The sequence below is a fragment of the Novosphingobium sp. MD-1 genome (assembly GCF_001014975.1).
GTDB lineage: Bacteria > Pseudomonadota > Alphaproteobacteria > Sphingomonadales > Sphingomonadaceae > Novosphingobium.
Window position 1 is genome coordinate 28877 of record NZ_BBXA01000021.1, and the last position, 21073, is coordinate 49949.

Consider the following 21073-nt stretch of genomic DNA (forward strand, 5'->3'; position numbering starts at 1 on the left):
CGGTCAGGATGAAGGCTCCGCCAGCCTGCCTAGCGCGCCACGCGCCGGGGCGAAGCCGCCTTGGCGCGATAGGCGCCCTGCATGGCGAACATCCAGCCGGGATATTCGCGCGGCAGGGCCGAGAGTGCATCCAGCCGCGAAAGCTCGTCCGCCGTCAGTTCCACCTCGCAGGCGGCGATATTGTCGGCGAGCTGGTCGGCGCGCTTGGCGCCGACGATCACCGTCGTCACCACCGGCTGATAGAGCAGCCAGGCGAGCGCCACCTGCGCCACCGTGGCCGGCTTGCCGGCTACGGTCTTTCCGGCGGCGATGGCCTGCATCGCCTCGATCAGGTCATAGGCGCGATCGAGTTCCACCGGCGGGAAATCGAACACCGCGCGGCGGCCTTCGCCCTGGTTGGGGCCGCTGTTGCCGCCGTCGGTGGCGCGGGTGTATTTGCCCGAAAGCAGCCCCCCGGCCAGGGGGCTCCACACCATCAGGCCCAGCCCCTCGCTTTGCAGCAGCGGCACGATCTCGCGCTCCAGATCGCGGCCGGCAACGGTATAATAGGCCTGGAGCGAGGCAAACGAGGCGATGCCCAGCCGTTCCGAAATGCCCAGCGCCTTCATGATCTGCCAAGCCGCCCAGTTGCTGACGCCGATATAGCGCGCGCGGCCACTGCGCACGATGTCCTCCAGCGCACGCAGGGTTTCCTCGATCGGGGTCAGCGCATCCCAGCCGTGGATCTGGTAGAGATCGACATGGTCCATGCCCAGCCGGGCGAGGCTGGCGTCGATCTCGTGCAACAGGTGGAAGCGCGAGGCGCCGGCCTCGTTCGCCCCCGGCCCCATCGTGCCCATGGCCTTGGTGGCGACGACCACGTCGGGCCGCTTCACGCCCAGATCGCGCAGCGCCTGGCCCAGGATCTCTTCGGACCGGCCTTCCGAATAGACGTTGGCCGTATCGATGAAGTTGATGCCCGCGTCGATCGCCTGCCGCACCAGCGCGGTCGACGCCGCCAGATCCAGCCCCGCGATCGGGCCGAACCGGCCCTGCGATTCGCCGAACGTCATCGTGCCGAGGCACAGCTCGGAAACGATCAGGCCGGTATTGCCGAAACGGTTGGTACGCATGGAAGAATCCTCTGCCTTCGGGTTTGCGGCCAAACTAGCGACCGGCCGCGTGCTTGTCGAAGGGGGATGCGGCGATCAGGGCCGGGTCTGGCCCGAACCGCGCACCAGCCACTTGTAGGTGGTGAGCCCTTCAAGCGCGACCGGCCCGCGCGCGTGCAGCCGCCCGGTCGCGATGCCGATTTCCGCGCCCAGCCCGAACTCGCCGCCATCGGCGAACTGGCTGGAAGCGTTGTGGATCACGATCGCGCTGTCCACTTCGGACAGGAAGCGGTCGGCGGCGGCCTGGTCCTCGGTCACGATCGCGTCGGTATGGCCCGAGGAATGGCGCGCGATATGGCCCAGCGCCTCCTCCAGTCCATCCACCACCGCGACCGCCAAGATCGCGTCGAGGTATTCGGTGTCCCAGTCGTTCGCGCTGGCGGGGCCGATGCGCGGATCGATGGCGCGGGCGCGGGCATCGCCGCGCAATTCGCAACCGGCATCGAGCAGGGGCGCGATCAGCCCATGCGGATCGGGATAGGTCGCATCGATCAGCAGCGTTTCCATCGCCCCGCACACGCCGGTGCGGCGCAGCTTGGCGTTGAACACGATCGCGGCGGCGCGGGCCGGATCGGCGGCGTGATCGACGTAGGTGTGGTTGATCCCGTCGAGATGCGCCAGCACCGGCACGCGCGCATCGGACTGGACGCGCGCGACCAGGCTCTTGCCCCCGCGCGGCACGATCATGTCGATCAAGCCCGCCGCCGTCAGCATAGCGCCCACGGCCGCGCGGTCCTGCGTGGGCAGGAGCTGCACCGCATCGGCGGGCACGCCGCCCTCGGCCAGCCCGGCGACCAGCGCCTGGTGGATCGCGCGGTTGGAATGCACCGCCTCGCTGCCGCCGCGCAGCAGCACGGCATTGCCCGAGCGCACGCACAGCGCGGCGGCGTCCGCCGTCACGTTGGGGCGGCTTTCGTAAATGATGCCGATCAGGCCGATGGGCACCCGCACGCGCTGCAGCACCATGCCGTTGGGCCGCGTGGCGCTGTCGATCACCTCGCCCACCGGATCGGGCAGGCTGGCGACCTGCTCCACCGCATCGGCCATGGCCGCGAGCCGGCCCGAATCGAGCCGCAACCGGTCGAGCAGCGCGCCGGACAGGCCATTCGCTTCGCCCGCGGCGACATCGCGCGCGTTCGCGGCGAGGATTTCCGGTTCGGCGCGGCGCAACGCCGCCGCCGCCAGCCGCAGCGCCTGTTCCTTCGCCGGTGCCGGCATCCGCGCCAGAACGCGCTGCGCCACGCGGCCGGCGCGGGCGAGGCCTTCGACGAGATCGGTCACGGAATCGGGGGAAATCTGGGGCTGGCTGGACATGGGCGCGCCCTACCACGCGCCCCGGCCGCTGTCAGCCCGCATCGCATGGCGGCGCTCCCACGGATTGCCCGGCGAGTCGCGGCCGCGAAGCACGGCGAATCGAAACGATTCGTTGCCGGAATCACATGGTTCCAACGCTTCACCGGAGGACTCGCACGATTCAACCCGGCAAAGGGGGATCGGATTCGACCTGCGGCGGACGCACCGGTAATCGGCCGCGTCCTTCCGGCGCATCCGCAGGGGCAGCAAAGATAAAAGCCAGAGATGCCGCACCGGGGGTCGTCACACGTGTCAGCAACAGCCAGAGACGGGCTAGTCGCCCGGCTGAAGCGCTGGTTTCCCGAACGCGAGTTTTTCATGCGTTCGCAGGGCCAAGTCCGCTTCATCCGGATAACAAGCCGGCTTCAGATGATCGTGGCCGCCGCCATCGCCGCCGCGCTGGGCCTGTGGCTGGCGATGATGGTGACGATGCTGGTCTCGCGCTATCTCGACGCGCGCGACCGTGAACGGCTGCTCCAGCGCGAAGCCGCCGTCGCCTCGGCCGAAACGCGCGTCTCGAAGTATCGCAACGGCCTGGGCGAAGTGGCCGATGATCTGCAGAAGCGGCAGGACTTCATCGAGAAGATGGTCGAAAGCCATGTCGGCGCGCTGCCCAACGATCTGCCCAAGGGCACGGTCAGCGACAGCAGCGCCGAAGCCGGCAAGACCGTGAAGAAGATCTCGATGGAGCTGCCCGAGGCCGCCGGGCTTGCCCGGATCGAGGCGCGCCAGCTGGCCTTCATCGAAAAGCTCACCCGCTTTGCCGATGCCCGCGCGGCGCGCGCCGAAACCGCGATTCGCCGCGTCGGGCTCAACCCCTCGATGATCATGGCGTCGAACCGCGGCGCGCAGGGCGGCCCGCTGATCCGCCTGGTCACCGGCCCCGGCAACGATGTCGATCCGCGCTTCGCGCGGCTGGGCGCCAGCCTTGAACGGATGAGCGGGCTGGAAGACGGCCTGGCCCGCATTCCCAATACGCTGCCCGCCAGCCTCGAATATATCTCGAGCGGCTTCGGCTATCGCAGCGATCCCTTCACCGGCGGCGCGGCGTTCCACGCCGGTCTCGATTTCCGTGGGCCGATCGGCGCGCCGATCTATGCCGCTGCCGCCGGCACCGTCAGCTTCGCCGGTATCCGCCAGGGCTATGGCAATTGCGTGGAAGTCAGCCACGGCAACGGGCTGATGACCCGCTACGCCCACATGTCGCGCATCGGCGCGCGCGTTGGGGAAAAGGTTGCGGCCGGCGCCGTCATCGGGCAGATCGGCAGCACCGGCCGTTCCACCGGCCCCCACCTGCATTTCGAAGTGCGGATCAACGACCAGCCGGTCAATCCGCGCCCGTTTCTGGAGGCAAGACCGAATGTTTTCCAGGAAGGCCGCGCCGGGCAGCCGGCCAGCAACCGGAGCTAGCACTATGGCCAGCCGCAATACCGCGGGCGGGACGTTCTCGGTCCTTGGCGCGGACCTTGTCGTCACGGGCGACGTTGCCGCCACCGCCGACCTGCATATCGACGGGCGGGTCAAGGGCGATATCACCTGCGCCGCGCTGGTGCAGGGCGAAGCGAGCGTGATCGAAGGCGCGGTGAAGGCGCAGACCGCGCGCCTTTCGGGCACGGTCCACGGTGCGATCGAGGCCGGCGAACTGGTGATCCTGCGCAGCGCGCGCATCCACGGCGACGTCAGCTACGACGCGCTGACGATCGAGCAGGGCGCGCAGGTCGACGGCCGCTTCGCGCCACGCGCCGCGCCGGCCGGCGAATCGACGCTGACGCTGGTCAGCTGATCCTGGTTCGGTCCCCGATCATCCCTGCGTCCAGGCGGACGCGGGATGATCGAAAGCCGGCATATCAGGCAGCGGTGACGTTGACGCCCATGCTGGTCAGGTAGCGCTTGATGTTGCGCGCGGCCTGGCGCAGCCGCTGCTCGTTCTCGACCATCGCGATGCGCACGAAGCCCTCGCCATCCTCGCCATAGCCGACGCCGGGCGCGACCGCGACTTCGGCATGGGTCAGCAGCTGCTTGGAGAATTCAAGGCTGCCGAGGTGGTTGAGCGCCGGCGGCAGCGGCGCCCAGGCGAACATCGACGCGCGCGGGCTGGGGATTTCCCACCCGGCGCGGCCGAACGCCTCGACCATCACGTCGCGCCGCTTCTGGTAGAGCTGGCGGTTCTTCTCGACGATATCCTGCGGTCCGTTGAGCGCGGCGCAGGCGGCGGCCTGGATCGGCGTGAACGCGCCGTAATCGAGATAGGACTTCACCCGCTTCAGCGCGGCGATCAGGCGCGCGTTGCCCACGGCGAAGCCGACGCGCCAGCCCGCCATCGAGAATGTCTTGGACATCGAGGTGAATTCCACCGCCACGTCCTTGGCGCCGGGCACTTCGAGGATCGAGCGCGTGGGATTGCCGTCGTAATAGAGTTCCGAATAGGCGAGGTCGGACAGGATCCAGACCTTGTTCTCCTTCGCCCAGGCGACCAGCCGTTCGTAGAACGCGAGGTCGACCGTCTCCGCCGTGGGGTTCGACGGGTAGTTCACGATCAGGATCGAAGGGCGCGGGACCGAATACTTCATCGCCCGGTCGAGCGAATCCCAATAGCGTTCGTCGGGCGTCGTCGGGACCGAGCGGATCGTGGCCCCGGCGATGATGAAGCCGAAGGTGTGGATCGGGTAGCTGGGGTTGGGTGCGAGCACGACATCGCCGGGCGCGGTGATCGCGGTGGCCAGGCTGGCGAGACCTTCCTTGGACCCCATCGTCATGACCACTTCCGTTTCCGGATCGAGATCGACGTTGAAGCGGCGGCCGTAATAGTTCGCCTGCGCCTTGCGCACGCCGGGAATGCCCGAAGAGGCCGAATAGCCGTGCGCATCGGGCTTCTGCGCGACTTCGCACAGCTTGTCGATCACGTGGCTGGGCGGCGGCAGATCGGGGTTGCCCATGCCCAGGTCGATGATGTCCCTACCGGCGGCGCGTGCTGCTGCCCGCATGCCGTTGACTTCGGCGATGACGTAGGGCGGCAGGCGCTTCATGCGGTAGAATTCTTCGTCCACGGGTGGGATACTCTTGATGGCGCGGCGGAATTGCCGCTTCCCGGCCCTTACGCCAATCCGGCGCGGGTGGAAACCCAAGTGCCGCCATTGCCGCAGGGTATGGCGGCGCAGGGGCGGGGGCCGAGGCGGCAAGGCTGCTCCGGATTGATCCGGAGTGGACGATCGCGGAAGGCGCGGGTGGAGCGACAGTCTTCACGGTGGCGGCGGGCGGTGTATAGATCGGTACGGGTGGCAGGGGCGAACCGGCCGGCGTGCTTGGCTGGCCTGGCGAGGAAGCGGGAAGGAATGCGAATGGTGCAGGACAAGACCACCGATGCCGCCGTAATCGAGGATCTGTTCCGCCAGCAGGGAGAGGCGGTGCAGGCGCTGTTCGCGCCGTTCCTGCCGACCGCCGGCGCCCGCGTTCCCGATCCGATGGACCTCCAGCACTGGGCGATGTCCGCCGCCAAGCTCCAGAAGATGTGGCTGGATTTCGGCGCCGAACAGGTGGGGCAAGGCGAATCGCTGCTGGCGCGTGCCGGCGGCACGGACGGCTGGCAGGCGAAGTGGAACAAGTGGCTGGCCGAGATCGCCGGTGCCCTGCCGCTGGCCAATCCCGACACGCAGGCGAAGCTGGTGGAAGACAGCATCGCGCTGTGGAACGCGATTCTGGAACAATACGGCAGCGGCTTCACGACGCGGAAGGGCGAGGCGCCGGAACTGCCGCGCAAGGACCGCCGCTTTGGCGATCCACGCTGGCGCGAACAGCCGGTGTTCGCGCTGATCCACCAGACCTATCTGCTGCTGGCCGAGCGGATCAACGCGCTGGCGAACGATCTTTCCGGGGTGTCCCCCGAACGGCACGAGCAGATCCGGTTCCTGACCCGTGTCGTTACCGACGCGCTGTCGCCGGCCAACTTCCCGCTGACCAACCCGATGGTGATCGAGCGGACGCTGGAAACGCAGGGCGAGAATCTGGTCAAGGGCGTGGAACACCTGCTGACCGACCTGCGCAAGGGCCAGTTGACCCATACCGATCCCGACGCGTTCGAGCTGGGGCGCAACCTGGCGACGACGCCGGGCAAGGTCGTGCACGAAACCCCGCTGTTCCAGCTGATCCAGTACAGCCCGACCACCGAGAACGTGCTGGCGGTGCCGCTGGTGATCTTTCCGCCGTGGATCAACCGGTTCTACATCCTCGATCTCAACCCGCAGAAAAGCTTCATCCGCTGGGCGGTCGAACAGGGGCTGTCGGTGTTCATCGTCTCGTGGAAATCGGCCGATGCCGCGATGGCCGAGGTGCTGTGGGGCGATTACATCCGCGCGCAGGTGGAAGCGATCGACGTGGTGCGCGCGCGGCTGAAGGTGCCGGCGGTCCATGCCATCGGCTATTGCGTGGCGGGCACGACGCTGGCGGCGACGCTGGCGTTCCTGGCCCGGCGCGGCGAGGCGGACAAGGTGGCATCGGCCACGTTCTTCACCGCCCAGGTCGATTTCGAGAAGGCGGGTGACCTCAAGAACTTCATCGACGACCAGCAGCTCCAGTTGCTCGAAAGCCTGGCGACCGACGGCTTCCTCGACGGGCGCTACATGGCGGCGACGTTCAACATGCTGCGTGGGCGGGACCTGATCTGGAGCTACGTGGTCAACAACTACCTGCTGGGCGAGGAATACCCGGCGTTCGACCTGCTCCACTGGAACGGCGACACCACCAACCTGCCGTTCAAGTGGCAGAAGGCCTATCTGACCGAGCTCTATCGCGACAACCGGCTGGTCGTGCCGGATTCGCTCGTGATCGACGGCACTCCGATCGACCTGCACCGCATCGCCACGCCGCTCTATATCCAGGCGGGGCGCGAGGATCATATCGCGCCCGCGGAAAGCGTGTGGAAGCTGACCCGGCACGTTTCCGGTCCGTGGAAGTTCGTTCTCGCCGGATCGGGGCACATCGCCGGCGTGGTCAATCCGCCATCCTCGGGCAAGTACCAGTACTGGCTCAACGACGACGCCCCGGCGACGCTCGAAGAGTTCGTCGCCGGCGCGCGCGAAACCAGGGGAAGCTGGTGGCCCGACTGGATTTCCTGGATCGTCGCCCATGACGATACGCGCGTTCCCGCCAAGGGCCGGCGGGTACCCGGCGGGCGTGGCGATAAAGTGTTCGGCGACGCGCCTGGCAGCTATGTGAAGGCCCGCTGACCGGGCGGAAAGCCCTCGCAATTGCTGTCATTCCGGATATTGTGCACTGCACAAAAATCCTTGACTTCGCGCATGCGATGCTTATTTGTGCATTGCAGCAAAGCCGTCGGCGCCACAGGCTCCGGCTTTTTTGCGCATAGCAGGAGTCGCCTCGGTCATGACCGACGAAGTGAAGGACAGCACCGTCACCACCTCTGCCGAAACGGTTTCCGTTCCGGTGGAAGCGCCCGTCGTTGTAGACGATAAGGCAACGGCCGCTCCCGAAGCGCCGGTGGCAGAGACGACCGTGGTGACCGAACCCGTTCCCACCAAGAGGAAGGCCGGTCGCCCACGCAAGGATGCGGCAAAGGCAGCGCTGGTCGCGGCGCCGAAGGCGGAAAAGCCCGCCCCGGCAGCCCCGGCACCGGTCCAGAAGGCCAAACCGGCCCCGAAGACCACCAAAGCGCCAGAGGCTTCGGTTTCGCCGAAGCCGGTAGCGGCTGCCAAGCCTGTAAAAGCCATGCCGGTGAAGTCCCCGGCGATCAAGACGCCCGTCGCAAAGGCACCGGTCGTCAAGGCAACCAGGCCTGTCACTGTCAAGACCGCCACCGCCAAGCCCGCCGCCATCAAACCGGTTGCGGCAAAGTCCGCGCCGGTACGGACCAGCGTGAAACCCGCCGCCGCCGCCGCGCCGGCCCCCAGGAAGGAACTTTTCATCATGGCTACCACCACCGAATTCACCGACAAGCTGCAGACCACGTTCAAGGACGCCGCCGAGAAGGCCAAGGCCGCTTTCGAAAAGAGCCAGGGCGCGTTCGGCGAAGCCGGCGAGTTCGCCAAGGGCAACGTCGAAGCGCTGGTCGAATCGGGCAAGATCCTCGCTTCGGGCCTGCAGGAACTCGGCAAGGGCTACGTCAGCGAAGGCAAGGCTTCGTTCGAAACGATGTCGGCCGACATCAAGGAGCTGGCGTCGGCCAAGTCGCCCACCGAGTTCTTCGAAAAGCAGAGCGCGCTGCTGCGCAAGCAGTTCGACGCGGTCGTCGCCACCAGCTCGAAGAACAGCGAAGCGTTCCTCAAGCTCGCCAACGAAGCGTTCCAGCCGATCTCGACCCGCGTTTCGCTCGCGGTCGAAAAGGTGAAGAAGGCTGCCTGATTTCGGGTTCGCGGCGTGTGCTTGCGCGCGCCGCACCGAATTCTCCCGTGACGGACCGGACCGAGCGATCGGCCGGTCCGTTCGCGTTTTCGGCCGGTCGCGCCATTTACCCCCCGGCAACCTCTTTCGCGCATGAGCGGGGGGTGCCCCCCTTGTCGCCGGGGCATCGCGATGCGATATTCGGACTGCAATGGCCTTTGACCCCGTCTCGATTTCCGGAAGCCGGCCCGGCCCGGCCGCAGTCCCCTGCGGCGGCGCGCGCGCCTTTGCCATGTCGCACCACAATCTGATCGTACGTGACGGCCCCGGTGAAGACGGGGACGGCGATCACGGCACCGATGGCGACGATGTGGTGGGCATCGCCACCAAGACCCGCGCACGGCCCAAGAAGCCCAGCATGTTCAAGGTGCTGATGCTCAACGACGATTACACGCCGATGGAATTCGTGGTGATGGTGCTCAAGCGCTTCTTCCACATGGATCTGGAACAGGCGACCCGGGTCATGCTGCACGTTCACCAGAAAGGCGTGGGCGTGTGCGGCGTGTACCCCTACGAAATTGCCGAGACCAAGGTGAACCAGGTGATGGATTTCGCCCGGCAGAACCAGCACCCGCTGCAATGCACGCTGGAAAAGGCCTGACCCCTACCGGGTAATCCGCTCAGTGCCGCTTGAGCATCGCGTGCGCCAGCGCGCGAAGCAGGGCGGCCAGCCAGGCCATTGCCTGCGAGCGCGCGGCGCGGGAATCGGCGGCGGCCCCGCCCGGCAGGGTCACTTGCGCGCTATGCAGGCCATCGGCCCGACGCCCGCCGGAATAGACCGCGTCGGACGGCATGATGGCCATCGCCGCGCTTTCATAGGCCCCCGAATCCGCCAGCAGGCTGACCCACAGCATCACCGGATCCGCGCTGGCCAGCCCGGGAGCCGCTTTGCCTGGCGCCGCCTTTCCCGGGGCGAGGCCCGCGTCGGCGAGCAGGCGCAGCACCTGTTCGAACCCGATATGCTGTTCATCGGGGTGCAGTTGTTCGCACTGCCGGGCCAGAAGGTGCAGATCGTCCGGCTGCGCGCAGTTGCGCGCCAGTTGCCGCTTCCACCATACGGCGCCGGTTGCCTCCTGGCTCACAACGCTTCCATCCCCCGCGATCAAGCCCATGACCCGACTGCCGGGCCGCTGTGACAGCCGTATTTCGGTTTTGGCCGGCGTGGTTATTCCGCCGCCGCTTCGCTCTGACAACCGTCTTGTTACCTTTTTCCCAAAGCGTAACACCGCGATTGCCACTTTCGCGCGCACGGTTTCCCCGCTAGTCGGGGCGATGCGGGAAGCTGGACCCGCCGGATTTGCACGACGAAGATCGCCCCAGACGTGAAATTTCTCACCGCCACAGACCGTTACATTGCCCGGCTCGTGATCGTGCCGATGCTGTCGGTGTTCGCGATCGCGGCGTCGCTGCTTGTGCTCGACAAGATGCTGAAGCTGTTCGATTTCGTGGCGACGGAAGGTGGACCGGTCAGCGTCGTGTTCAAGATGCTGGCCAACCTCCTGCCCGAATACGCCAGCCTGGCGATTCCGCTGGGCCTGATGCTGGGCATCCTGTTCGCCTTCCGCAAGCTGGCGACCAGTTCCGAGCTCGACGTGATGCGCGCGGTGGGGCTGTCCTACACGCGGCTGCTGCGCGTGCCCTATATCTTCGCGATCGTGCTGGCGGGGGTGAACCTGCTGATCGTTGGCTATCTTCAGCCGCTTTCGCGCTATTACTACGAACAGCTCCAGTTCGAGCTGCGCTCGGGCGCGCTGGGCGCCTCGATCAAGGTCGGGGAATTCAACTCGCTGCAGGACAAGACCGCGCTGCGCGTGGACGCGAGCCGTGACGAGGGGCGCGACCTGCGCGGCATCTTCGCCCGGATCGTGACCGAAAAGGGGCAGACGCTGGTCGTTTCGGCGCGCGAGGGGCGCTTCTTCGCCAACCGCGAGAACCCGGACACGGTGATCCTGCGCCTGACCGACGGCCAGATCGTGCAGGAAGGTCAGGGCATCAATTCGCCGCGCGTGCTCTCGTTCGCCAGCCATGACCTGCCGATCGACCTGCCCAAGATCGAGCAGTTCCGCCAGCGCGGCAACGAGGACCGGGAATACTTCCTGCCCGAACTGCTCAAGATCGGCTGGAACGACAAGTATTCCGAGCAGATGCGCAACGAGAGCCGGGCCAGCCTGAATTATCGCCTGGTGGAAGTGGTGATGATGGTCCTGCTGCCGCTGCTGGCGGTGGCGCTGGCGGTGCCGCCCAAGCGATCGACCTCCTCGCTCGGCGTGTTCCTGTCGATTGTCATGGTCGTGGCCTATCACAAGGTGAACCAGTACGGGCAGGATGTCGCCAGCCTGGGCCGAATCGATCCGACGCTGGCGCTGTGGGGGCCGTTCCTGCTGTTCGCCGCGCTGATCGTGTGGATGTACTGGCGGCTGGCCTATGTGCCGGGCGGTCAGCCGATCGGCGCGCTGGAGCGCGGCTTCGCCAAGCTGGCCGGCGCGGTGGGCAAGCTGTTCGCGCAGCGCCACGAACGCGCCACGCCGGCGGCAAGCGACGCGGAGACCACCGGTGCAGTTTGAGTTCTTTCCGTCGCGGACGATGACGTTCTACATCGCCAAGATGTTCGCGGTGCGGATCGTGGCGGTGCTGCTGATGCTGGTTCTGGTGCTGCAGATGCTGGACCTGCTCAGCGAAAGCGGATCGATCCTGGCCGCGCCCGGCAACGGTCAGGCCCAGTTGCTGACCTACGTCAGCCTGCGCTTTCCGCAACTGGTCAGCCGCTTCCTGCCCTATTCGGTGCTACTCGCCACGATCATCACGCTGATGACGCTGAACCAGAACAGCGAGGTCATCGCGATGAAGGCGTCCGGCCTTTCCGCCCATCAGGTGCTGGCGCCGCTGTTTCTGGTGGCGGCGGTGACATCGCTGGTGACCTTCGCGTTCAACGAACGGGTCGTGGCGCGCTCCACCGCCACGCTGAAGGCGTGGGAAGCGGCGGACTACGGCCCGATCCCCGTGGATAGCGGGGTCAAGACCAACGTGTGGCTGCAGGACGGGCAGAACATCCTGTTCGCGCGCTCGGTGACCGGCGAAGGCGCCGCGATCCGCATGAGCGACGTGAGCTGGTATCGCCGCGATCCGACCGGCATGGTGACCGAGATCGTGGCCGCGCCTTCGGCGAGTTATGCCAGGCCGGGTTGGCGGTTCGACCGGCCGACAGCCTTCGACGTGCAGAGCGCGCGGCAGACCGACCTGCCCGGGCCGCAGGTCTATGCCCAGAGCGTCGAGCCGGTGCAGGTGGTGATCAAGAACGTCGATGCCGATGGCGAATCGGTCACGCACCTGTCGCGCTCGATCGAGGCGATCCGCGCCGCCGGATTCCGCACGGGCGAGATCGACGGCAAGTGGTGGCACAAGTTCAGCGGGCCGCTTTCAGCCCTGCTGATGCCGTTGCTGGGCGCCACGGCGGCGTTCGGGCTGGCCCGTTCGGGCCACCTGTTCATCCGCGCGATCGGCGGCATGGCGCTGGGCTTCGCCTATTTCGTGGTGGACAATGCCGCGCTCGCCATGGGGAACTTCGGCGGATACCCGCCGCTGCTCGCGGCCTGGGCGCCGTTCTTCCTGTTCCTGCTGATCGGCGAAACGGTGCTGGTGCGAACCGAAGAGTAGCGCCGGGGGGATCGGGCGCGAACGGTTCGCGCCCTTCCCGACGAATCAGCGCGCGCCCATGGTGCTGCGTGCCAATCGGCCGACCAGCGGCAGCAGCCCCGGATAGTTGGCCTGTTCGTAGGTCGATTCCCCGCCCAGCTGCGCGCGCAGCCGCCGGTGCGCTTCGCCCAGCGAATGATAGGGCATGCTTGGCAGCAGGTGGTGCAGCGCGTGGTAGCGCAGGCCCACCGGCGCCCACAGCGGCGCGAGCAGCGCCGGCGGCGGCACGTTGACCGAATCGAGATACTGCCCCGTCACGGTCATGGCATCGCCCTCGTTCTCCCACAGGTGGGCGACGAGCGTGCGGATCTGGTTGAGCACCGCCGTGGCGGAAATCACCGCCAGGCCGATCGCCAGCGGCCGCCAGCCGTGCGTGGCCGACCAACCGAGCAGGAAGATGGCCCAGGCGGACGCGCCCAGTTCCTGCCAGAACACCATCCGCGCGAAATCGCCTTCGGGCGGGCGGCGGCGGAACGCGGGGTTGATCGCCAGCGCCGAGGCGCGTTCCCACACCAGCGTCCGCAACGGCGGAATGACCACGCCCAGCGGCACCAGAATGCCCGAACGGATCAGCAGCGCCAGCGGCAGCAGGATCGCCGAGATCAGGAACACCGGCAGCGACCACGGCTTCATCAGCGCCAGCGGCAGGTATTCCGGGTCTTCCGCCGTGCCATAGCGCGTGCGGGCGTGGTGCAGGGTGTGGACGCCTTCGTACATGAAGGACGGCGTCAGCATCGGAATGCCGACCAGCAGGTTCCACACCAGCCGGAAGCCCGGCAGCGCGTTCTTGTGGATGTGCGTCAGTTCGTGGATGAACAGCAGCGCGCGGTAGAGCGCCAGCGCCGCGAGCACGCCGCAGGCCAGCGCGGCCCAGGGGCTGGCCAGCAGGATCGCGCCCGCCAGCGCGGCATAACCCAGCGTGGCCGAAGCCAGCATGTCGGGCCAGTAGATTCCGGGCCGCGCCGTCGCGATATCGCGCGTGAGGTCCACGGCGGCGCGCAGCATGTCCTTGTCGTCGGGCGTGCCGGCCAGGCTCCGGCCGCTGGCGACGCCGGACGGCGTGGTTGCCGGGGTTTCGAGAATGTCGGAAGCAATCATGTCTTTATTCCACAGTGACCCTGGCCGGCCTGGGAACCGGTTCCTGATTCGATGCCGGGCTCTCACGCTCCGTCCGGCTTGACAAGTCGCCGGGACCAACCGCAGGTCGCCGGTGAAGACCCTCTAATCCCAAACAAAGGCAAGATCGTGGCTCACGGCGAAGTAGTCATCACTCCCGTTTCCGGCAAGGCGGAGCGCGAGGCTTTCGTGGACCTTGCCTATCGCATCAACGCGGACGACCCGAACTGGGTGCCGCCGCTGCGGATGGAAGCACTGGAACTGGTCGATCCGGCGAAGAATCCGTTCTTTGGCCACGCCGATGTCCAGTTCTTCCTGGCCCGTCGCGATGGTCGCGTGGTCGGCCGCATCTCGGCGCACCTCGATCACCTGGCGCTGGCGATGGACCCGGAGCAGGGGATGGGGCCGGGTATCGGCAACTGGGGGCTGCTGGAGGCGGAGGACGGCGACGTCGCCCGCGCGCTGATCGCCACGGCGGAGGACTGGCTGCGCGGCAAGGGCATGACGCGCGTGCTGGCGCCGCTGTCGATGTCGGTGTGGGAGGAGCCGGGCCAGCTCACGCGCGGGCACGATCATCCGCCCACGGTGATGATGGGGCACCAGCCCAAGCGCTACCAGACCTATATCGAGGCGCAGGGCTATACCCCGGCCAAGACGCTCAAGACCTATGAGCTGGACATTTCGAAGGAGTTCCCGCCGCTGATCCAGCGCATCGTCCAGTCGGGCGAGAAGAATCCGAAGATCCGCATCCGCAATGTCGACAAGAGCAAGTTCGATGCCGAGGCAGCGCTGATTCTCGACATCCTCAACGATGCCTGGTCCGACAATTGGGGGTTCGTGCCCTTCACCGACCGCGAAATCGCCTACGCCGGCAAGAAGTTCAAGCCGATCGTGCGCGAGGATCTGATCATGGTCGCCGAATACGAGGGCGAACCGGTCGCGTTCATGATGACGCTGCCCGATCTCAACGAAGTGCTCCGGCCGATGAAGGGCAAGCTGTTCCCGTTCAACTGGATCAAGCTGCTGCTGTGGCTGCGAAAGCCCAAGGTGCGCACGATGCGCGTGCCGCTGATGGGCGTGCGCAAGCGGCTGCAGGCCTCGCGCCTCGCCAGCCAGCTCGCCTTCATGATGATCGAGTACATCCGGCGCAATTCGGTGGCCAACTATGGCGCAAGCCGCGGCGAGATCGGCTGGATCCTGGACGACAACCAGGGAATGATCGCCATTGCCGACGCGATCGACAGCCATGTGAACAAGGAATACGAAATCTACCAGAAGGCGCTGTAAGCGCCGCCCGCCTCCCGTTTGTCCGGCCGGATGTTTTCCGGCCCCGTTTTTCCGATCCGGGACCGGCTCTGACAATGTCATCAAGGAAAAAGGCTCTCGCCGGGGGTACCGGCGAGAGCCTTCAGGGATCGTGTCACGGCCGCTTGGACGGGAGGGGGGTCTCGGCAGTGACAAATGCTAAATGCGCGACCGGACGGCCGGTTCCCGGCCATGGAAAAATATTTCCGACTGTTTTGATCCATAATAGTCCGCGCCAGGAAACCATGTTCGATGCCGGCGGGAACCAGATGCGTGGCACGCGCGTTTAGGGGCGATATCCGATCGATCGGGAAAGGATTTGCATGTCATTGGGTGCCAAGGTTGCCACCAATCTTCCCTATTTGCGCCGGTACGCGCGCGCGCTGACGGGCAGCCAGTCCACCGGCGACGCCTTCGTGCGCGCCACGCTGGAAGCGGCGCTGGCCGATGGCGAATTGCGCGCGCTGATCGGCGAAGGCCGACCGCAGCTGTACCATGCGTTTCACCGCGTGTGGTCAAGCGGCTTCGTGGACATCGGCGAACGTGCGGGCAGCGGCGTGGCGGGGGTGCATGAAGCGGCCGTGCAGGAACGCCTTGCCGCGATCACGCCGTTGAACCGCCAGGCGCTGCTCCTGACCACGCTGGAGGATTTCTCCACGCCGGAAGCCGCCATGATCATGGGTGTCGACGAAGCCGCGATCGAGGACTTCGTGCGCGAAGCGGTGGCAGAGATCGATCTGGAATCGGCGACGTCGGTCCTGATCATCGAGGATGAGCCGCTGATCTCCATGCAGCTTGAAGACCTGGTGCGGTCGCTGGGGCACGATGTCTGCGGCATGGCGGCCACGCGCACGCAGGCGCGCGCGATCGTGGCGGACCACACGCCGGGCCTGGTTCTGGCCGATATCCAGCTGGCCGACGGCAGCTCGGGGCTGGACGCGGTGGACGACATCCTCGCCATCGCCGACGTGCCGGTGATCTTCATTACCGCCTATCCCGAACGTCTGCTGACGGGGGACCGGCCCGAGCCGACCTACCTGGTGACCAAGCCGTTCCAGGAAGCGACGGTGCGCGCGGCGATCAGCCAGGCGCTGTTCTTCGGATCAAGCCAACCGCTGGTCTGAGGCCGCGCTAAAGCGATGGAGGCCCGTTTCCGCAAGGAGGCGGGCCTGCCTTGTAGCGGGCGCCTGCAATGGGTCCCGGTCCTAGGCCTTGCTCTCGCGGATCGCGAAATCGCCGCGACGGCGCACCGGCACGGTCAGCGTGCAGGACACCCCCTCCGGATCGAAGCGCAGATCGACCGGATTGCGCAGTTCGTGCGCGACGATCTTCTCGATCAGATCGGTGCCGAAGCCGCGTTCGCGGCGCCCGGACACCGAAACCGCCGGGCCGCCGCGCTCCTGCCATTCGATCCGGGCCAGATTGTCCGCGACCATCGCCCAGCGCACCGACACCTGCCCATCCTCCACGCTTAGCGCACCATACTTGGCGGCATTGGTCGCCAGTTCGTGAATGGCAAGGCCGAGCGAAAGCGCGTCGTTCGGGGCAAGATCCACGTCCGGCCCGTCCAGAACAAGGTGGCGTTCCGCATCCTGCGCGTAAGGCGCCATTTCGGCCTTCACGATCGCGCGGATCGGCGTTGCGCCCCATTCGGACTGGGTGAGCAGGTCGTGCGTGGCGGACAGCGCGCGAATGCGTCCCTCAAGGCTGTCCGCGAAGCTGTCGAGGCTGGTCGCGCGCCGGCGTGTCAGCGCGATGATCGACAGCACGTTGGCCAGCGTGTTCTTGACCCGGTGGTTCAGTTCGCGCGTCAGCGAGTTGCGGATCGAGGCCTGCTGCTCGAACCAGGCCAGCGCCTCGCGGTCTTCGGAAGCCTGATGCGTCAGCACGCGCGCGAGGACCAGCAGCAGGGTGGCCACCAGCAACCCGAACAGCAAGGTCATTACCGACATGCCGCTGAGCATGGCCGAAGCCGGCGCTTCCACTTCCAGCACCCAGCGCCGGCCGGCGAGATCGATCGCGCGGCGGGCGACAAGGCCCGAACGGCTGGCCAGCGGCACTTCCGCCAGCAGGTTGGCCGGGGCGACGGCCTGATCGTAGAGGCGAATGCCCGCCGGTTCCATGCTGACCGTGTCGATCGAGGCTTCCAGGAACTGGCGGGCGTTGAACGGACTATAGACGAACCCGCGCAGGTTCTGTTCGACCCGCGTTCCGCCCAGGCCATAGACCGGCATGTAGATGAGAAATCCGGGAGAACCGCCGCCGGGGCCTTCCTGTTGCAGCACGACCTTGCCCGTCGCGGTGGGGCGGCCCAGGCGTTCCGCGGTCTGCATCGCGCTGCGACGGACGGGCTCGGAATGCATGTCGAAGCCGATCGCGCGGCGGTTCCGCTCGCTGTCCGGCTGGAGATACATGATCGGCACCACGAAGCGTGCGCTTGCCGCCGGACGGGGACGGATGGCAAAGGCGGGATCACCGTTGCGGCGGATCACATCCTCCACCGTGGGGATATCCTGCCGGTTCACTTTCATGGCCCAGCCGATGCCGTCGGAACCGGCATAGGTGCCGTTGAGATGCAACTGGCCAATGAACGTCTGGAACAGCGGCGCTTCGACCACGCGCTGCGTCGCGAACAGCGCGGCGCCCGACCGCAGATAGGCGGAACTGGCATTGGCGCGCCGTTCGAGGCCGGACGCCACGGACTGCGCGATCTGGCCGAGTTGCGCGGTTTCACGCTGCCGTTCGGCGCGCTCGATCGCATAGACGCTGACGCCGGTGATCGCCATCGTCAGCACGAAAATCCCCACCGGCACGGCCCGGGGAAACCGGGCATACCAGCGTGACTTCATGGTCCTGCGCGACAGGCGTGTCTCCACCCGCTTGTTATCCTTGCTTGCGGCTGATCACCGTCGATGATCGTGCCAGACTACCATGCCAAACGTTTATGGCCGGCGCACGGGTCCATGTCTTGCCCGATCGGGCGTTCCCGGCAATTTCGGGGGAACTTCCCGCCGCCGGTTTCGTTCCACAATCAAACGTCCCGTCATGATCGCTGGCTTGCCGGCTCCGTGGCGGGCTAATGCCCACATCGCCGCGTTGCGGATCCTTTTTGCCATGATCCTCAAAGGGGGGGAGGCTCGCAAGAACGAATGCCGAAAGAGAAACCCATGAAGTCCCTCGAAGCGCCTCATCGGCCCGGTGCGAAGTCCACGAAGCCCGAATGGGCCGAAGGATTGAAGCGTCTTTACGATTCCGTCGTGGAGGAACCGTTGCCCGACAGCTTCGCGCGCCTGCTTGACCAGCTCGATGACGACCAGCATGGCTGAGCCCGCCCGGATCCCGGAGAGCGGCCGGCGTGAACGCGTGACGAACGGAGACGACGCCCCCCGAAAGGACGCGACCTCTTCCAACGCCGCGTCGTTCAAGCGCGAACTGACCGCTGTGATCCCCCACCTTCGCGCTTTCGCGCGGGGGCTGTGCGGACGCCCCGACCTTGCCGACGATCTCGTGCAGGAAACGCTGCTCAAGGCGTGGGCGGCGCAGGACCGGTTCGAGCCGGGCACCAGCATGCGCGCCTGGACCTTCGTGATCCTGCGCAACGCCTATCTCACCGATATGCGCCGCAACCGCTTTCGCGCCGACTACGACGAAGTCGTGGCCGAGCGCATCCTCGTGGCCCCCGCCGGGCAGGAAGCGCCGCTCCACCTTTCGGACATGCACCGGGCGCTGCTGACGCTGCCCCCGGAACGGCGCGAGGCGCTGCTGCTGGTGGGCGCTGGCGGCTTCAGTTACGAAGAAGCGGCGCAGATCTGTCAGTGCGCGGTGGGAACCATCAAGAGCCGCGTCGGACGCGCCCGCGCCGCGCTGGCGCAGATGATCGAAAGCGGGCAGTTGCCGCGCCGCAGCGGAAACGATGTGGCCCATGATGCGATCATGGCGGAACTGGACGCATCGGTGCAGTCCGGCGCGTAAGCGTGACCGCGCCCGGCGGCAGCGCCGTGCGGGCAGGATAGATCACGGGATCGACCCCATGGTCGACCATCGCGGGGCTTGAACCGGCGCGGCACCCTTGCGTAGGGTGACAGCGATCCTATCCGAAAGCGCGTGCCGTGCCGCAGCCTGAAGACCGACCCGCCACCGTTCCCGCAGCAGGCGCCGATGCGGCTGCCGATCCACAGGCGCGCCTGCAATCGGCAATCCTGCTGCTGCTGGGCGCCGGGCTGTTCCTGGCGCTGCCCTTCGTACTGTCGATCGGATCGGTGGTATTCCTGCCGCCGGTAACGGCGATGATCTTCACCATCGTGCTCTCGCCGCTGGCGGATCGCCTGGTCCGGCTGGGCCTGCCCAACATGCTCGCCTCGTTTGTGGCGATCGTCACCATGATCGCGGTGATCGTCGCCGCGTTGACGCTGATCCTGCAACCGGCCTTCGTCATGGTCGATCAGGTCCCGCAACTGGTGCGGCAGATCAGCCAGCGGTCGGCGGAACTGCGCGACAACTTCGCGTGGCTGGGCGATATCAACCGGCAACTGGGGCGCATCGCCGGCCATCCCGCGCGCGAGGTCGTGCTGGCCGGGCCATCGGTGATCGAACAGGTCGCATTCGCCACGCCCAGCGTGGTGCTGGAAACGCTGCTGACGCTGCTGATGGCCTTTTTCATGATCGAGGCGCGCATCCGCATGAAGCGGCGCCTGCTGCTTGACCGGCACAGCTTCGGCGCGTCGGTGCGGATGGCCAAGGTCATGCGTGACGTGCAGGACCGCGTGGCCTCGTACATGCTCACGGTGGCGCAGATCAACCTCGGGGTGGGGCTGATCGTGGCGGGCGGCGCCTGGGGCTATGGCCTCGCCGCGCCGATCATGTGGGGCGGCCTGGCCTTCGTGCTCAATTTCCTGCCCTACATCGGACCGCTGACGATGATGGCGCTGCTGGCGCTGGTGGGTCTGGGCACCGCCTCCACCGTGGCGCTGGGGCTGCTGCCGATGCTGCTTTACCTGGGCCTGCACGCGATCGAATCGAATCTGATCACGCCCTCGATCCTGGGCGCGCGCTTCACCGTCAATCCGGTCTCGATCCTGCTGGCGATCAGCTATTTCACGTGGATCTGGGGCGTGCTGGGCGCGTTGCTGTCGGTCCCCATCCTGCTGACCATTTCGGCGCTGCTGGAGCATCTTGGGCACCCCAACGTGGTGGGCTTCCTGTTCGGGGAACCGCTGTTCGAGCCGGGCATCGACACGGTGGAGCCGGAGGGGCCGATGCCATCGCTGGGGCACGCGTCTTACGAAACGGAACAGGGCCAGCCCTGACGGGCCGGCCCTGCGCATGTCGTCAGCCTGTCACGTCCGGACTGTCACGTCCGGACTGGAGCGATCAGGCCGGATAGGTCCAGAGCGCGCCACGACCGAAGTTCTCGGCGGCGAATTCCCAGTTCAGGTGATTGTCGATCACGTCCTTGAGGTAGTTCGGGCGCACGTTCTTGTGGTCGAGGTAATAGGCGTGTTCCCACAGGTCGATCACCAGCAGCGGATTGCCGCTGAGCGTGGTGTAAGTGGCGGCATCATGGGTCTGTTCGACCGAGAGCTTGCCGTTCTTTTCGACCAGCCACACCCAGCCCGACGCGAAGTGCGCGGTGCCCTGCGCGGCGAGTTCCTGCTTCAGCGCGTCGAACGAGCCGAACGAACTTTCGATGGCGGCGGCAAGATCGCCGGTCGGCGCGGCCGACGTCGGGGCGAGGCTGAACCAGTAGAAGCCGTGGTTCCAGGTCTGCGCCGAATTGTTGAACAGGCCCTTGTCGCCCTTGGCCTCGGCGGCGGCGACGATGTCTTCCAGCGGCTTGTCGGCCAGGTCGCCACCCTCGATCGCGGTGTTGGTGCGATCGACATAGGTGCGGTGATGCTTGCCATGGTGCGTCTGCACGGTGGTCGCGGAAATGGCCGGGGCCAGCGCGTCTTCGGCATAGGGCAGGGTAATCAGGGAAATGGCCATGGTCGCTCCAGATCGATCGTGGGGAGAAAACGGTTCGTGCAACCAACGCCCGGGAAGACGTTTGGTTGCCCGCCGCC

The 21073-nt window shown here is 66.6% G+C and carries 20 protein-coding genes; 12 read left to right on the forward strand and 8 right to left on the reverse strand.

The window, feature by feature from the left end; translation table 11 throughout:
• Positions 1 to 29: 29 nt before the first annotated feature.
• Positions 30 to 1112, reverse strand: coding sequence for an aldo/keto reductase (locus NMD1_RS06960; RefSeq protein ID WP_125954196.1), 1083 nt, complete (start codon positions 1110 to 1112; stop codon positions 30 to 32).
• A gap of 75 nt (positions 1113 to 1187) precedes the next feature.
• A complete protein-coding gene (locus NMD1_RS06965; protein WP_125954197.1) occupies positions 1188 to 2465 on the reverse strand; it encodes a glutamate-5-semialdehyde dehydrogenase in 1278 nt (425 codons plus the stop codon).
• Positions 2466 to 2729: 264 nt separating this feature from the next.
• Between NMD1_RS06965 and NMD1_RS06970 the strand changes: the two genes are divergently transcribed.
• Together NMD1_RS06970 and NMD1_RS06975 are read left to right on the forward strand one after the other, a co-directional pair.
• Positions 2730 to 3914, forward strand: a complete 1185-nt coding sequence (locus NMD1_RS06970; RefSeq protein ID WP_219730922.1) for a M23 family metallopeptidase — start codon at positions 2730 to 2732, stop codon at positions 3912 to 3914.
• 4 nt (positions 3915 to 3918) lie between these two features.
• Entirely contained in the window at positions 3919 to 4287 is a 369-nt protein-coding gene (locus tag NMD1_RS06975) for a polymer-forming cytoskeletal protein (protein ID WP_125954198.1), read from the forward strand.
• A gap of 64 nt (positions 4288 to 4351) precedes the next feature.
• On the opposite strand, the gene NMD1_RS06980 is transcribed toward NMD1_RS06975, so the two are convergent.
• A complete protein-coding gene (locus NMD1_RS06980; protein WP_124809877.1) occupies positions 4352 to 5551 on the reverse strand; it encodes an LL-diaminopimelate aminotransferase in 1200 nt (399 codons plus the stop codon).
• Positions 5552 to 5836: 285 nt separating this feature from the next.
• Between NMD1_RS06980 and NMD1_RS06985 the strand changes: the two genes are divergently transcribed.
• Complete coding sequence (locus NMD1_RS06985; RefSeq protein WP_125954199.1) at positions 5837 to 7726, forward strand: alpha/beta hydrolase; 1890 nt, start codon at positions 5837 to 5839, stop codon at positions 7724 to 7726.
• Positions 7727 to 7807: 81 nt separating this feature from the next.
• On the opposite strand, the gene NMD1_RS21475 is transcribed toward NMD1_RS06985, so the two are convergent.
• The gene (locus NMD1_RS21475) at positions 7808 to 8446 is read right to left on the reverse strand and encodes a hypothetical protein (protein WP_233497394.1); all 639 of its coding nucleotides are present in this window, start codon (positions 8444 to 8446) and stop codon (positions 7808 to 7810) included.
• Between NMD1_RS21475 and NMD1_RS21480 the strand changes: the two genes are divergently transcribed.
• The gene (locus tag NMD1_RS21480; protein WP_223806668.1) at positions 8424 to 8858 is read left to right on the forward strand and encodes a phasin family protein; all 435 of its coding nucleotides are present in this window, start codon (positions 8424 to 8426) and stop codon (positions 8856 to 8858) included. The two genes, NMD1_RS21475 and NMD1_RS21480, sit on opposite strands and share 23 nt — an antisense overlap.
• 271 nt (positions 8859 to 9129) lie before the next feature.
• Positions 9130 to 9498 (forward strand): ATP-dependent Clp protease adapter ClpS, encoded by a 369-nt coding sequence (gene clpS, locus NMD1_RS06995; protein WP_233497430.1) that lies wholly within the window; start codon positions 9130 to 9132, stop codon positions 9496 to 9498.
• Between the two features lie 19 nt (positions 9499 to 9517).
• On the opposite strand, the gene NMD1_RS07000 is transcribed toward clpS, so the two are convergent.
• Positions 9518 to 9979: a hypothetical protein gene (locus tag NMD1_RS07000; RefSeq protein ID WP_125954201.1), complete on the reverse strand. Its 462-nt coding sequence runs from the start codon at positions 9977 to 9979 to the stop codon at positions 9518 to 9520.
• Positions 9980 to 10219: 240 nt separating this feature from the next.
• On the opposite strand from NMD1_RS07000, the gene lptF reads away from it, so the two are divergent.
• On the forward strand, positions 10220 to 11461 hold the full coding sequence (lptF, locus tag NMD1_RS07005; protein ID WP_124809873.1) for an LPS export ABC transporter permease LptF: 1242 nt from the start codon (positions 10220 to 10222) through the stop codon (positions 11459 to 11461).
• Positions 11451 to 12551: an LPS export ABC transporter permease LptG gene (lptG, locus tag NMD1_RS07010; protein ID WP_125954202.1), complete on the forward strand. Its 1101-nt coding sequence runs from the start codon at positions 11451 to 11453 to the stop codon at positions 12549 to 12551. The genes lptF and lptG overlap by 11 nt, the downstream gene beginning before the upstream one ends.
• A 45-nt stretch (positions 12552 to 12596) precedes the next feature.
• On the opposite strand, the gene NMD1_RS07015 is transcribed toward lptG, so the two are convergent.
• A complete protein-coding gene (locus tag NMD1_RS07015) occupies positions 12597 to 13688 on the reverse strand; it encodes a fatty acid desaturase (RefSeq protein ID WP_125954203.1) in 1092 nt (363 codons plus the stop codon).
• A 147-nt stretch (positions 13689 to 13835) separates the two neighbouring features.
• Here NMD1_RS07015 and NMD1_RS07020 point away from each other — a divergent pair, with 147 nt between their 5' ends.
• Together NMD1_RS07020 and NMD1_RS07025 are read left to right on the forward strand one after the other, a co-directional pair.
• A complete protein-coding gene (locus NMD1_RS07020) occupies positions 13836 to 14993 on the forward strand; it encodes an N-acetyltransferase (protein ID WP_124809870.1) in 1158 nt (385 codons plus the stop codon).
• A gap of 341 nt (positions 14994 to 15334) precedes the next feature.
• A complete protein-coding gene (locus NMD1_RS07025; protein WP_125954204.1) occupies positions 15335 to 16135 on the forward strand; it encodes a response regulator in 801 nt (266 codons plus the stop codon).
• Positions 16136 to 16216: 81 nt separating this feature from the next.
• Here the strand turns inward: NMD1_RS07025 and NMD1_RS07030 are convergent, their stop codons facing one another.
• A complete protein-coding gene (locus NMD1_RS07030) occupies positions 16217 to 17860 on the reverse strand; it encodes a CHASE domain-containing protein (protein ID WP_199558083.1) in 1644 nt (547 codons plus the stop codon).
• A 318-nt stretch (positions 17861 to 18178) separates the two neighbouring features.
• On the opposite strand from NMD1_RS07030, the gene NMD1_RS21215 reads away from it, so the two are divergent.
• From NMD1_RS21215 to NMD1_RS07040, 3 genes are all read left to right on the forward strand, one after another.
• Positions 18179 to 18337 (forward strand): NepR family anti-sigma factor, encoded by a 159-nt coding sequence (locus NMD1_RS21215; protein ID WP_233497395.1) that lies wholly within the window; start codon positions 18179 to 18181, stop codon positions 18335 to 18337.
• Positions 18330 to 18983, forward strand: a complete 654-nt coding sequence (locus NMD1_RS07035; protein ID WP_124809867.1) for a sigma-70 family RNA polymerase sigma factor — start codon at positions 18330 to 18332, stop codon at positions 18981 to 18983. Before NMD1_RS21215 ends, NMD1_RS07035 begins: the two co-directional genes overlap by 8 nt.
• 137 nt (positions 18984 to 19120) lie before the next feature.
• Complete coding sequence (locus NMD1_RS07040) at positions 19121 to 20317, forward strand: AI-2E family transporter (protein WP_125954206.1); 1197 nt, start codon at positions 19121 to 19123, stop codon at positions 20315 to 20317.
• Between the two features lie 64 nt (positions 20318 to 20381).
• On the opposite strand, the gene NMD1_RS07045 is transcribed toward NMD1_RS07040, so the two are convergent.
• Complete coding sequence (locus tag NMD1_RS07045) at positions 20382 to 20996, reverse strand: superoxide dismutase (RefSeq protein WP_125954207.1); 615 nt, start codon at positions 20994 to 20996, stop codon at positions 20382 to 20384.
• Between the last annotated feature and the right edge of the window lie 77 nt (positions 20997 to 21073).